The 12801-nt window shown below is 71.8% G+C and carries 12 protein-coding genes; 3 read left to right on the top strand and 9 right to left on the bottom strand.

Features of this window, described 5'->3' with window-relative positions:
• Nucleotides 1-27: 27 nt before the first annotated feature.
• Nucleotides 28-483 (bottom strand): nitroreductase family deazaflavin-dependent oxidoreductase, encoded by a 456-nt coding sequence (locus J7E96_RS07400; protein WP_215128702.1) that lies wholly within the window; start codon nt 481-483, stop codon nt 28-30.
• Nucleotides 484-611: 128 nt separating this feature from the next.
• On the opposite strand from J7E96_RS07400, the gene J7E96_RS07395 reads away from it, so the two are divergent.
• Nucleotides 612-1358, top strand: a complete 747-nt coding sequence (locus J7E96_RS07395) for a TetR/AcrR family transcriptional regulator (protein ID WP_215128700.1) — start codon at nt 612-614, stop codon at nt 1356-1358.
• 233 nt (nt 1359-1591) lie between these two features.
• On the opposite strand, the gene J7E96_RS07390 is transcribed toward J7E96_RS07395, so the two are convergent.
• The 4 genes from J7E96_RS07390 to J7E96_RS07375 all read right to left on the bottom strand — a co-directional run bounded on the left by J7E96_RS07390 (nt 1592) and on the right by J7E96_RS07375 (nt 6994).
• Entirely contained in the window at nt 1592-2326 is a 735-nt protein-coding gene (locus J7E96_RS07390) for a maleylpyruvate isomerase family mycothiol-dependent enzyme (RefSeq protein ID WP_215128698.1), read from the bottom strand.
• A gap of 45 nt (nt 2327-2371) precedes the next feature.
• A complete protein-coding gene (locus J7E96_RS07385) occupies nt 2372-5254 on the bottom strand; it encodes a poly(A) polymerase (RefSeq protein WP_215128696.1) in 2883 nt (960 codons plus the stop codon).
• 76 nt (nt 5255-5330) lie between these two features.
• Nucleotides 5331-5681: an SCO4225 family membrane protein gene (locus tag J7E96_RS07380; protein ID WP_215128694.1), complete on the bottom strand. Its 351-nt coding sequence runs from the start codon at nt 5679-5681 to the stop codon at nt 5331-5333.
• 71 nt (nt 5682-5752) lie between these two features.
• Nucleotides 5753-6994: an MFS transporter gene (locus J7E96_RS07375; protein ID WP_215128692.1), complete on the bottom strand. Its 1242-nt coding sequence runs from the start codon at nt 6992-6994 to the stop codon at nt 5753-5755.
• A gap of 108 nt (nt 6995-7102) precedes the next feature.
• On the opposite strand from J7E96_RS07375, the gene J7E96_RS07370 reads away from it, so the two are divergent.
• A complete protein-coding gene (locus J7E96_RS07370) occupies nt 7103-8335 on the top strand; it encodes an ROK family protein (protein ID WP_215128690.1) in 1233 nt (410 codons plus the stop codon).
• Between the two features lie 487 nt (nt 8336-8822).
• Here J7E96_RS07370 and J7E96_RS07365 read toward each other — a convergent pair whose 3' ends face one another.
• Both J7E96_RS07365 and J7E96_RS07360 read right to left on the bottom strand, forming a co-directional pair.
• Nucleotides 8823-9353 carry an ATP-binding protein gene (locus tag J7E96_RS07365; protein ID WP_215128688.1) on the bottom strand — a complete coding sequence of 177 codons (531 nt, stop codon included), beginning with the start codon at nt 9351-9353 and terminating at the stop codon, nt 8823-8825.
• A gap of 166 nt (nt 9354-9519) precedes the next feature.
• On the bottom strand, nt 9520-9864 hold the full coding sequence (locus tag J7E96_RS07360; RefSeq protein WP_215128686.1) for a hypothetical protein: 345 nt from the start codon (nt 9862-9864) through the stop codon (nt 9520-9522).
• A gap of 273 nt (nt 9865-10137) precedes the next feature.
• On the opposite strand from J7E96_RS07360, the gene J7E96_RS07355 reads away from it, so the two are divergent.
• A complete protein-coding gene (locus tag J7E96_RS07355) occupies nt 10138-11274 on the top strand; it encodes a PLP-dependent cysteine synthase family protein (RefSeq protein ID WP_215128685.1) in 1137 nt (378 codons plus the stop codon).
• A gap of 38 nt (nt 11275-11312) precedes the next feature.
• Here J7E96_RS07355 and J7E96_RS07350 read toward each other — a convergent pair whose 3' ends face one another.
• Entirely contained in the window at nt 11313-11792 is a 480-nt protein-coding gene (locus J7E96_RS07350; RefSeq protein WP_215128683.1) for an SRPBCC family protein, read from the bottom strand.
• A gap of 64 nt (nt 11793-11856) precedes the next feature.
• On the bottom strand, nt 11857-12726 hold the full coding sequence (locus J7E96_RS07345; protein ID WP_215128681.1) for a DeoR/GlpR family DNA-binding transcription regulator: 870 nt from the start codon (nt 12724-12726) through the stop codon (nt 11857-11859).
• Nucleotides 12727-12801 lie beyond the last annotated feature (75 nt).

Below are 12801 nucleotides of genomic sequence, written 5' to 3'. Positions count from 1 at the left end.
TGCTCATGCTCATGCTCATGCTCATGCTCATGACGTGACGGTGATGCGGAAGACGGGGTGGTCGGGGGCGGCCGCCAGGAGTTCCTCGTCGGAGGACTTGGCGGTGACGCCCTTGAAGTACTGGTTGACCTCCCAGCCCCAGCGCTCCAGGTAGGTGCGGAGCACCAGCGGCTTCTCGGCGTCGGGAATCTCGACAGCGGTGAAACCGCGGACCTTGCGGCCGACCTTGAGCTCGCCCTGGCCGGCGGCGCGCATGTTGCGGACCCAGTGGGAGTGGCCGCGCGCGGAGACCAGGTACTGGGCGCCGTCGTGGGTGTGCGGGTTCACGGGGATGCGCTGGAGCCGGCCGCTCTTGCGGCCGCGTACGGACAGTTCGGCGGAGCCGAGCAGGCTGAAACCGTGGCGGGCGAGCCAGCCCACGGCGTTGTTCAGCCGGATGGCCATGGGACTGCCCTTGAGGTAGTACGGCTGCGACTGCGACATGACTGCCTCCACCAGTTCAGAGAGCACTGCTCTCGCTTGAGAGCAGTGTGCACGTAATCGGTGATCCAAAGCAAGAGCAGTGCTCTCGTTATTGGTCGGTGCTCTCTTGCGTGGCAAGATGCTCTTCCATGAGCACCATGCGCGGAGCCAGAGAACGAGCGCGGATCGAAGTGACAGCGGCCATCAAGGAAGAGGCCCGCAGACAGCTTGCCGCCGAAGGTGCCGCAAAGCTCTCCCTGCGCGCCGTCGCCCGCGAGCTCGGCATGGTCTCCTCCGCGCTCTACCGCTACTTCCCCAGCCGCGACGAGCTCCTGACCGCGCTGATCGTCGACGCGTACGACGCAGTGGGCGCCGCCGCCGAGACCGCCCTCGCCCGGCAGCCCGGCCACGCCCCCCACCCCGCCCGCTGGACCGCGGTCTGCCGGGCCGTACGCACCTGGGCGCTCGGCCACCCCCACGAGTACGCCCTGATCTACGGCTCGCCCGTCCCCGGCTACACCGCACCCATGACCACCGTCGGCCCCGCCTCCCGCGTTGGCCAGAGCCTCATCTCCGTCGTACGCGCCGCCCACCAGGACAACGGCCTCGCCGTACCGCCCCTCGCCGCCGCCCTGGGCCCCGAGGCCCGGCGAATCACCGCGGACGTCGCCCCGGACCTCCCCCCGCCGGTCGTCGCCGCCCTGGTCGCCGCCTGGTCACAGCTCTTCGGCCTGATCTCCTTCGAGCTCTTCGGCCAGTTCAACCGGATCGTCGAGGACCGCGACACGTTCTTCGCGTACTCCGCCGAGAACCTGGCCCACACCGTGGGCCTGATCGGCGGTCGGGCCGCGGGTGGGGTCCCCTTCGCCGCGCCCGGCAGCAGCGACGGCTCCTGACCACGCCGGCCGCACGCCATCCAGCCCCTCCGGCGTTTGAGGAGCGGGGTCTGGGGCAGCGCCCCAGTTCGGGAAGGGGCGGGTTGGGGAGAGGCCCCGCGCAGCGGTCGGCGCCCAGACCCCAGCCCCCGCCGGTCATCCCGCGCGCCGACCCGCTCCGGTGCGGCCTCCGCCGCCCCGGGCGCGGGGTCGGATGCCGGCGGACCGGACCGGGTAGTGGCGGGCGGGCAGGATCAGATGCCCGACTTCTCCTGCCACAGGCGCACGAGCGCGTCGTCACCGGACACGGTGAGCGAGGAGAGCGGCAGCCGGTTCCAGAGGGCAAGGTAAAGCTGCTCCGCGGGGCCGCTCACCTCGCAGTCGGCCGGCCCCTCGTCGTTCTGCTCCGTGCGCGGCGGGTCGTCGGAGAGGCGCATCGTCCACACGTCGCCCGTGTCCGTCGCCCGTACGCGCAGAACGCGCGGCCCCTCGGTGCGCACCCGGCTGCGGTCACGGGCATGGAACCCGCGCAGCAGCTCATCGACGCCGTCCGCCGCGAACTCGGATCCCACCGGCGACATTCCGGCGCCCAGCGCCGAGTCCACGTCCACGCGGTGGATCGCTGTCTCGTGCGCCTGACGCCGCGCCCAGAAGGCGAGCGGCGAGGGCGCGGGCAGGAAGGCGAAGCACTCCAGGTCCTTGGGCGCCGTGTTCAGTGCCGCCACCAGCCGGCTGTGCCCCTCCCGGAACCAGTGGAGCAGCGCGTCGCCGTCCAGGTCGGGCTCGCTCCCGAGGGGCCGGCGCTCCGTATGGCCCTCTATGACGTACGTAGTTGCCCACCGGTGGACCAGCCCCGTGTGCCGCAGCAGATCCCGCACCTGCCAGCCGGGGCAGGTGGGCACGGGAGCGTCGGTGCCCGCCTGTTCGGCGGCTGCGGCCATCAACTTGCCCTGCTGGTCGAGTGTTTCGATGAATTCGGAAGTCCCCATGCGGGAGATTGTGCCAGCCGGGCTGTTCAGGGCGCCGATCCTGAGTCATCGGAGCGTAGGTACGGCGCCGCCTTCCGCCCACTCGATCTCGGCCCCCGGCAGGCCCTTGAGCCATCCGGCGGCCAGGTCGGCGAGTTGGGAGGCGTCCGGTGGGGTGCGGCCGAGACCGATCGCGTAGCGGACCGAGCCCGGTGTGGTCTCGAAGGGACGGGGCCAGGCGTGAGCGTCCGGCGACCCGGCCTGTCCGAGAGTGGTGAGCAGTGCGGTGAGGCGGGCCCGGAAGCGTCCCAGGGCGACCTCCAAGTCTCCCGTGTCCTCGGAGGTCTCGTCCCCCTTTGTCGCGCGTACGGTCACAACCGCCCAGGCCGCGTGGCGCCGGTGGAGAGGCGGTGGCGAGAGGAGTTCGGGCCAGGCGTCGCTGCCCGTCCGGGCCGCTGACTCCAGGGTCTCCCAAGCCTGGTAGAGCTCCTGGGCCAGCAGGTCTCGTCCCCCGGCGCCGACTTGTTCGGTGCACAGCCGGACGGGCGCGGTCGGTGTCGTGATCGACACGGGTTGCCCAGGTCGCGCGGGTGGGGTGGTGCTGGGAGTCAGACTCACCGGTTCGCGCCAGTCCCAGGCGGCCCATGTGGAGAAGAAGCGCCGGAGCAGATCGGCGGCGGGAAGGTTTCCCGCTTCTCGGGCCGTTCGCGCCGCCAGTACGGTCCAGGCCAGCCCCGGCAGCCCGCCGAAGGGGGCCGAGTCCAGGCCGCGTGCCCGTGCCCATGCCTTCACCTCCCTGGCCAGCCGGGCGAATGCGGCGAGGTTGTCGCGGGCCGCGGCGAGTACCGCCTCGGCGTCGCTGACGGCGCTCAGGGCGATCGCGGCCGCGTCACCGAGCTCGGTGCGGCGGGCCACCGCCTCGGCGGGGGCGATGCTTCCGGTGGCGACGACCACCAGGTCGACGTCCAGGCCGGCGACGCGCAGCCGCAGGCCTTGCACTCCCGCACCCGGAACTTGCTGTACCCGGGTGGCGCCGGGCAGCGCCGCGACCACCCGCGCCCGGATGTCCCCCAGGTCGACGGCGCCCGGCAACGCCGCCACCAGGTTCAGGTCCGCGCCGGCGAGGGCACAGCCCATGCGCCGCGATCCGGTGACGTACACGACTCCTTCGGCCAGTGCCTCACCCACGCGCCGCGCGACCTGCTCTGCTGCCCTCGGACCGGCGGCCTCTGCCGCCAGTTCCTCCGTGTGGGGTTCGGACAGCCACCGCACCTCGCCCGTTCCCAGAGCGATCGACGCCCGTGGCCGCATTGGCTCACTGCCCCGGCGGGAGAGCAGGACGAGCTCGCCGACGTGCGCGGACACGCTGCCCAGCCGGGCGGCGCACTCGGTCGTGAGCCGACGTGGCTCGCGGGTGCGTCCTAGGGACAGATGCGGAGTGAAGTGGCGGGCTCGCCCACGGCAACGCGGGAACCGCTCCTCCAGCGCGCGCTGCAACTCCCTCCAGGGCGCCGCGCCGGCCGCCGCCGGGTCGAGCCAGACGGTGGAGTAGTCCCGGTGCGTGAAGGCGCGTACTCCTGCCAGGCGGGCGGTGAAAGGGGCGGTCTCGGCCGCTGCGGCGCAGAGCAGCGGGGCGGCCTGCTCGAAGTCGGACTCCGGCACGAAACCGAAGAGCAGGTTCACATGGGGTGGCCAGCGGCGGACTTGCGGGTCGTGTTCCTGGCGGATGTCCTGGATGGGGGGCCAGAGCTCCGGCGAGGGCATCCATGCCACCGCTGTGCGAGGCGTCGGCGTAACGTCGAAGACGCCCGGGAGGTCTGGGTCGGCGCCTACGGTCAAGTCCACCTCCACCCCGTAGTGGTCGGACACGAACTGGCCCTCCTCGCTCGGCGACACGCCCCGCAGGACCGCCCGGGCCGGCCGCAGCGTTCCCCCCTCCCGCAGGAGTACCCGGTCCAGCCGGGCCGCCCGGCCGGACAGTGAGGAGACCGCGGCCAGTGGGTTCACGCGCGGGTCGAAGGTTGGCGGCGCGTCACCGGGGCCATGCACCTGGGTCCAGGCGTCGCTCATGCCCAGTACACCGGCCGGTCCGTCCCCCTGCTCGTTGAGGTCGCCCAGCAGGATCACATCGCCGCCGATCGGGGCCAGTCCCTCGGCGAGCCGGGCCAGTTCGGCCTGCCGCCGGACCGGGCCGTCCACGGAGTGGTCGCTGGAGAGGTGGGTGGTCACCAGCACCAGCGGCCCGGCGGCCGTCTCGACGGTGATGGCCGCGACGGCCTTGTGCGGGCCGAGCTCGTGCCACGCCGCCTCGTGTACGGGCAGTCGGCTGAGCAGCAGCAGTCCGCTCTCGTCCACGTCCTCGCCAACGGGGGCGGTGGCCACGGTGTAGCCGTCGCGGACCCAGCGCGACCGCAGCAGCATGGCCAGCAGTTGGGTCTCGACCTCTTGCAGCGCGATGACGTCGGCGTCGGCGTGTTCCAGGGCGGCGAGCAGCAGCGGCCTGCGCCGGGCGGTGTCGATGCGGTGGCTGTCGTACCGGTCCCACAGGGTGTTCCAGGTCAGTACGCGCAGCCGCTCGGCCCGCGCTGCCGCCGATGGGCGGTCGTCGGCGCGGTCGCGGTCCGCGGGGCGCCATGTGGCTGCTGCCGGGTCCCATGCGTAGGGCGTTCGGGCCGTGAAGAACGGCCCCAACAGGCGACGCGGATACCTGGCCCGGCCGGCCTGTGAAGCGTTGATCCGGTCCACACCGGTTGCCCGGTCCCAGACCACCTCGCCGTCCGCTTCTACGAACACCACCCGGTGCCACGGGATGTCACCGCCCGGTACGAAGGAGGGCAGCGCCATCCGTTCGGGTGCGGCCCCGCGCCGGCTGATCCCCAGCACGAACCGGGCCGGGTCGAACCGCGGGTCCCACAGGACCTGGTGGTAGATCTCCTCGCTCGTACGCATCACACCTCCGGCCGTGGGTCCAAGGCCATGATCCCGCCATTCGCGGGGGCGATGCGCGCGGGGGGACGACCGTGGGTCAGGCGCCCTGAGGGTGGGCGTGGCGGGGTGAGGCGTCGCGGAGCAGCCGGACGAACCAGCCGAGCGCGAACGACTGGATGAGTACGGAGAGCGGCAGGGCGACGTACAGGAACCAGGCGGACTCGGTCACGGCCACCCCGAACAGGTCGCCGCCTATGAGGAAGGCGAAGACCGTCGGTGCGCTGAGGAGGAACAGCCACACGCCGGCGAACGAGGCGTCCTCGTGGGTCACGAAGAGGGTGTCAGCGGTGACGAACAGCGCGGTCGCCGCGACCAGGCCGAGGTAGACCAGCGAGGCGGGATTGCGGAACGTCAGGCGAGCGATGGCGCGCAGCCGTCGAGCGGTCATGGTGATCTCTCCGTCCGGTGTGGTTCGTTCCTCCAGGGTGCCCTCGCGCCGTCGGCCCCGCCTGAGTACGCCTACTCAGGTGTGCTCCCCGATGACGCGTTCCGTGCCGCGTACCCCAGAAGCGCGGCGACAGCGGCCAGCATCGCCACCGTCGTCAGCGCGACGGGCAGGGAGAACCAGTCGGCGAGGAATCCGATGACGGGCGGGCCGACGAGCATGCCGCCGTAGCCGAGCGTGGACGCCGCCGCGACACCGCTCGGCCCGGCGAGTGCCCCTGCTCTGGCGACCGCCACGGGGAAGATGTTCGCGAGGCCGAGCCCGGTCACGGCGAAGCCGAGGAGCACGAGCCAGGTCGCCGGTGCGAGCGCGCCGAGCAGCATGCCCGCCGCCGCGAGGGACCCGCCGGCGACGAGAGTGCGGGTCTGGCCGAGTCGTTCGAGGAGCGTGGTCCCGCTGAGCCTGCCCACCGCCATGGCCAGCGCGAAGAGGGAGTACCCGGCCGCCGCGATGCCCGGGTGGGCGTGGAGGTCCTCCTGGAGATGGAGGGTGCCCCACTCGGCGAGCGCCCCTTCGCCGTACGCCGTGCACAGCGCGATCACACCGAAGAGCACGACGGCCTTACGGGCCGTTCCCGAGAGCGGCCGCGGGCCGTTCCCCGGTGCCTGCTGCGACCGTTCCCGGGAACGCTCCGTGGTGGGCGCCGGGTGGCGCAGCAGCGCGGCACCGGCCACGGCCGTGACGACGAGCCCGAGGCCGGTCAGGGCCAGCAGGTGCGTGGTGGCGGGAAGTTGCGCCGCCACCAGACCGCCGAGGCCGGCCCCCGCCATGCCGCCGAGACTGAATGCGGCGTGGAAGCTGGGCATCACCGGGCGCCGCATGGCCCCGACCAGGTCGACCGCGGCGCTGTTCATCGCGACGTTGATCCCACCGTACGAAGCGCCGAACACCAGCAGTACGAGGCCGAGCGCGAGTGTCGAGTGTGTCTGTGCGGGCAGTGCGATGCTCAGCGACAGCAGCACCCCGCAGGCCACCGTCACCGGGTGGCTGCCGAAGCGGCGGCACAGGCGCCCGGTGAGCATCATCGTGATCACCGCGCCTCCGGACACCCCCAGCAGGGCGAGGCCGAGGTCGCTCGCGGAGGCTCCGGTCTGGTCCTTGATGGCGGGGATGCGGACCACCCAGCCGGCGAAGAGGAAGCCGTCGAGGGCGAAGAACACGGTCAGGGCGGTACGGAGGCGGGACAGGGGGGTTGCGGCGCTGTTTGCGCCCGGGCCCCCCGGAACGGCCGTCCGTAGTTTGTTTAGGTGCGGCACAAAGTCAGCATAGGGGGCACCCCGGATCCGTACAAGACGACAGGTGAGCGCCCCGGACAACGGGAGCCGGACCCGGACGATCTTCCCGTTCATGCGAGACTCGCCCCCATGAACGGGAAGGCGACCACCATCAAAACGAGGCTGGAGAGGGGCCGGAGCGCGCTGGGCCCCGCCCTGGAACTGGTGCACACAGGACGGGCCCCCACCCGCGCCGTCCTCACCGCCGAGCTCGGCGTCACCAGGGCCACCGCCGGAGCGGTCGCCGCCGAACTGGAGGCCCTGGGGCTGATCCAGGTCGACTCCCGGCCCGGCGCGGCCGCCGGATCACAGGGACGCCCCTCGCACCGGCTGGCCGTCAACGACTCGGGTCCCGTCGTCCTCGCCGCGCAGATCCACGCCGACGGCTACCGGGCGGCGCTCGTGGGCCTCGGTGGCCGGATCGTCGCGACCGCGCCCGGCCGCAAGACGGTGGCCCCCGACCCGGCGCAGGTCATCGGATCAGTGGTCGAGGCCGGAGCCGTACTGCTGCGCGAGAGCGGCCGCCGCTGCGTGGGCGCCGGCCTCGCCGTGCCGTCCGCCGTGGCGGAGCCGGAGGGCACCGCGCTCAACCCGTTGCACCTCGCCTGGCCCGCCGGCTCCCCGGTCCGCGAGATCTTCGCCGAGCAGGTACGCGCCGCGGGCCTCGCGGGCCCCGCCTTCGCGGGCAACGATGTCAACCTCGCCGCACTCGCCGAGCACCGCCATGGGGCCGGCCGCGGCGCCCAGCACCTGCTCTGCGTCGCCACGGGCCACCGCGGCGTCGGCGGGGCGCTGGTCATCGACGGCCGCCTGCACACCGGCAGTTCGGGCCTCGCCCTCGAAGTGGGCCACCTCACGGTCAACCCCGACGGCCGCCCCTGCTACTGCGGCGGCCGCGGCTGCCTCGACGTCGAGACCGACCCCCTGGCCTTCCTCAACGCGGCCGGCCGCACCCCCGGCCCCGAGGTCTCGCTGCTCCAGCAGTCCCGCGAGCTGCTGCGCGGCCAGTACGACGACCCTGGGATCCGCGGCGCGGGCGAGGAGCTGATCGACCGCCTGGGCCTCGGCCTCGCCGGACTCGTGAACATCCTCAACCCGGACCGCATCATTCTCGGCGGCCTCCACCGCGAACTGCTCGACGCCGACCCGGAGCGGCTGCGCGCCGTAGTGGCCGACCGCAGCCTGTGGGGGCGAAGCGGCGGCGTACCGATCTTGCCGTGCACGCTGGACCACAACAGCCTGGTCGGAGCGGCCGAGTTGGCATGGCAGCCGGTGCTCGACGACCCCCTCGCCGCGCTCGCCGGCTCCAAGGCGACCTCGTGACCGAGACCTACCCGCCCATCGAGCCCCACGACCAGGGCATGCTCGGGCCGTCCGTCCCGAGTTCCACGTGTACGGCGATGGGGGAGCCCGTACGGTGCACCCCTGCCTGCCCTGACCGAGCCCGGCGCACGACGGCGCGGACAGGTGCACCCTTTCGTACTGCATGGCATCAATGCGGACTCCGCTACGCCGTAGGGGGGGTGGCGAAGGCGGCCGTCGAACCCGAGGCGCGGGCCAGTGCGTACCGATGGCGCGCACCGTACGCCGGATCGCCGCCAGCGCCGGGTCCCGGGTGGCTTCGACGAGTCGCTCCGGTGGGTCACCACCGCTGGGGGCGCTGCTGGTCGCCGCCCTCGCAACGGCGGGCGGCATCGCACTGCGGGCCGGCGCCCGGCTCCCAGGGCGGCGCGCCTGGACGTACTGCGCGCCATCGCAACGGAGTGGCGCCGTAGCGACGTACCCCTGCTGGCGGAAGCCGCCGTTCCGGTCAGCCCGCTACGGCGGACCGGACGGCGGCGGGCGCGTGCGTGGCCGGGACGGCTTCGTGACCGGCCCCGGCATCCGTGAACGGTCCGTCAGTCGTGTCCCCGTACACGGGGCACGGCGGCAAAGCCGCGGCGGGAGCCGGTGTGGGCAGCGTGAACCACACGACCTTCCCGGCGTCGCCCTGCGGGCGTACGCCCCAGCTTTCGCTGACCGCCTCGATGAGAGCGAGACCGCGCCCGCTCGTCTCGGACGCGCCGGCCTCACGGACTGTGGGCAGACGCGGATCGTGGTCGTGGACGGACACCGTCAGGCGGTCGAGCAGCAGCTCGATTTCGACGGTGCACATCTTGTCCGGCTCTGCGTGCCGGTGGACGTTGGTCAGCAATTCGGTGACGCCGAGCGCCGCCGGGTCTATCAAGGGATCCATGTGCCAGTAGCGCAATTGCGCCGAGATGATTCTGCGGACCTGACCGATCCGCGACGGCAGGGCCTGGAGCTCCACCGTGCAGTGCCTGCTTGGCTCGCTGATCACGGCTGCGACTCCCCGAATAGGTCCGGAAGAAGACGAAGAACGGATCCAGCAGTGGCTGTCTGCTGATTGGTCCGGCGGGGCTGGTTCTCAGCGTAACCGCCGGTGCACCCTGAGTGATGTGAGACCAGGGTCACCCAGGCCGTACGGCTCCGCAACTCGCATCTCATCAGTCCCGCGAGTCCTGTACGTTCCGAAGGCCGTACGCGTCCTGTGCGGAGCGGACCGCCTCCAGGAACCGCTCGGCCAGTTCCTCACCGTCCTTGGCCTGCCCGCGCTGCCCCATGGTGAGCCGGTACCGGGTCCCGTTGACCGTCGCCACCGTGCTGTCGTCCCCGGCGAACCATGGCTTCCCGGCGGTCACCGACCCCAGCGGCGCACTGTCGATCTCCCGCCCGTTGCTCGTCAGCAGGACCAGCCTTCCGTCCTTGACCAGTACCTGGCCGGCCTTGGTCAGTGAGCGGGGCCAACGCCCTATCCGTACGCCCGTAGCGCTGAACTCGGGCTCCGCCATTCCACTTCGCCCCCTTCGCGCTCGTGTCCACTTCGTGCAGGTGTCCACGGGGGCAGTCTGCACAAGGCCGGGCCCGCGCACCAGAGCCCCTCGACGATCGGGTGACGAGGCGCCAATCGTGGCCGCATCCGTATCAACTGGCCCCACAAGTGATCCCTATGGCTGCCCAAAGTCAACGTTTGTGCAGGTGAGAGGCTTAAAGTGACAGCTGGGGACCGGAGTTTCCGGGCAGCACCAGCTGCCTCGGGGGCGCTACGACGAGGAGTGGCCCGCATGAGCACCACCGACCAGCCACGTACCGGCAGCAACGCCATGGCGACGATCGACGTGGACCGCAGCGATCCGGAATACCGGGCATGGCTGAAGGAGGCCGTCCGTAAGGTCCAGGCGGACGCCAACCGCTCCGCGGACACGCACCTGCTGCGCTTCCCGCTCCCCGATGAGTGGGAGATCGACCTGTACCTCAAGGACGAATCCACCCACCCGACCGGCAGCCTCAAGCACCGGCTCGCGCGCTCGCTCTTCCTCTACGGCCTGTGCAACGGCTGGATCAGACCCGGCAAGCCCGTCATCGAGGCGTCCAGCGGCTCGACCGCAGTCTCGGAGGCGTACTTCGCGAAACTGGTCGGCGTGCCCTTCATCGCGGTGATGCCGCGCACCACCAGCCCCGAGAAGATCCGGCTGATCCAATTCCACGGCGGGCAGTGCCACTTCGTCGACGACTCGCGGAAGATGTACGACGAGTCGGCCGCCCTCGCGGCCAGGACCGGCGGTCACTACATGGACCAGTTCACCTATGCGGAACGCGCCACCGACTGGCGCGGCAACAACAACATCGCCGAATCCGTCTACCAGCAGCTGCGGCTGGAGCGGTACCCGGAACCGGCCTGGATCGTCGCCACCGCCGGGACGGGCGGCACCTCCGCGACCATCGCGCGCTACGTCCACTACATGCAGCACGACACGCGCATCTGCGTACCCGACCCGGAGAACTCCTGTTTCTTCGACGGCTGGACCCGGGGCGACGCCGGCGCCACGAGCGACTGTGGTTCGCGCATCGAGGGCATCGGCAGGCCCCGCATGGAGCCGAGCTTCGTGCCCGGCGCCGTCGACCGGATGATGAAGGTGCCGGACGCGGCGAGCGTGGCGGCCGTACGGGCGCTGGCCGGGGCCATCGGCCGCAAGGCGGGCGGCTCCACCGGAACCGGCCTGTGGAGCGCGCTGAAGATCATCGCGGGGATGATCGACGAGGGGCAGAAGGGCAGCGTCGTGACGCTGATCTGCGACCCGGGCGACCGCTATCTCGACAAGTACTACTCGGACGCCTGGCTCGCCGAACAGGGCCTGGACATCGCTCCGTACAGCGCCGCGATCGACCAGTTCCTGGCGACCGGCGAATGGTCCTGCTGAGTGCTGAGAGCAGCGTGCTGAGCGCTCACTGATGACGCTTATGCGGCCGTGGCCGCCAGCCGCCGGTCGAGGCTGCGCACGGCGCCCCGGAAGGCCCGCGCGAGGCCGGGCCGCCCCAGGCGCAGCGCCAGCCTGAGCGGCGCCGGTCCCGCCGCCGCGAACGTCCACCGCACCCGCGTGCCCGCGCCGGCCGGAGTGAGCCGCCACTCCTCCAACAGGGCCCGCATGCCCGGCGCGTTGGTTACGTCGACCCGGTACGCGTACCGCTCGCCGGGCTCGGCCGCCAGGATCGTCTCCAGGAAGCGGGTGCCGCCCTTGAGGCGCACTTCGCGCCCGGCGCCGCCCGCCGTGGGCCGGCACATCGTCACCGCACCGAACCAGGCGGGCCAGCCGCTCAGGTCCTCGGCGAGTGCCCGGTAGACCGCCTCAGGCGGCGCGGACACCTCGGCCGCGAAGACCAGGCGCGTCGGGGCGGTCTCGACGAAGTCGAGTTCCACGGGGCGGAGTCGGCGTGCCATGGGACCTGCACCCCCAGCGGGTTCGGCGACGTACCAGGCCCGAAACAGGGTAGCTGACGTACAATCAGACGTCTGCGGAGCCGACGTCCTGGTCCTGAGCCTGAGCCTGGTCCCGTGACTCGCCCGCGACCACCAGTCCCGGCAGATGCTCGGCCATCTCCTCACGGGCCTCGGCGGACAGCCCGCGGTCCGTCACCAGGGTGTCGACCTCTTCGAGCGTCGCGAAGGAACTCAGGCCCACCGTGCCCCACTTCGTGTGATCCGCGACCACGACCACCCGCCGCGCGGACCGCACCAGCCGCCGGTTCGTCTCCGCCTCGGCCAGATTCGGGGTGGAGAGCCCCGCCTCGACCGAGATCCCGTGGACCCCGAGGAACAGCACATCGAAGTGGAGGGAACGGATCGCCTGGTCGGCGACCGGGCCCACCAGTGAGTCGGACGGTGTACGTACGCCTCCGGTGAGCACCACTGTGGCCGTTCCCGGGCGCGGTCCCTTTCCGCCACCCGCGCGCTGCGCACTGTGGAACACATCGGCCACCCGCACCGAGTTGGTCACCACCGTCAGGTCCGGCACCTCCAGCAGGTGCTGGGCCAGCGCGTACGTCGTCGTACCGCCGGACAGCGCGATCGCACTGCCGGGCACCGCCATCGCCGCGGCCGCCCGCGCGATGTCCTCCTTGGCGCTCAGCTCCAGGGCCGACTTCGCCTCGAAGCCCGGCTCGTGCGTACTCGCCTCGACCACCGGTACAGCGCCGCCGTGCACTTTTTCCACGACACCCTGCCGCGCCAGCGCGTCCAGGTCCCTGCGGACCGTCATGTCGGAGACGTTGAGCTTCCTGGTCAGCTCTTGGACCCGGACACCGCCGCGCCGCCTGACCTCGTCGAGGATCAAGGCACGACGCTGCTCCGCGAGCAGGTTCTGACTCTCGGTCACGGGCGGTCCGGTCCCTTCGTTCCGTGGTACAGGCATGGGGGTTGCTCATCCTCGCACGGGTGCGCGGCAGCCGTC

This window comes from Streptomyces sp. ISL-96, assembly GCF_018614035.1.
Taxonomy (GTDB): Bacteria; Actinomycetota; Actinomycetes; order Streptomycetales; family Streptomycetaceae; genus Streptomyces.
The sequence above is the reverse complement of the archived record's forward strand: the minus strand, read 5'-3'. Positions and strand labels throughout refer to the sequence as shown.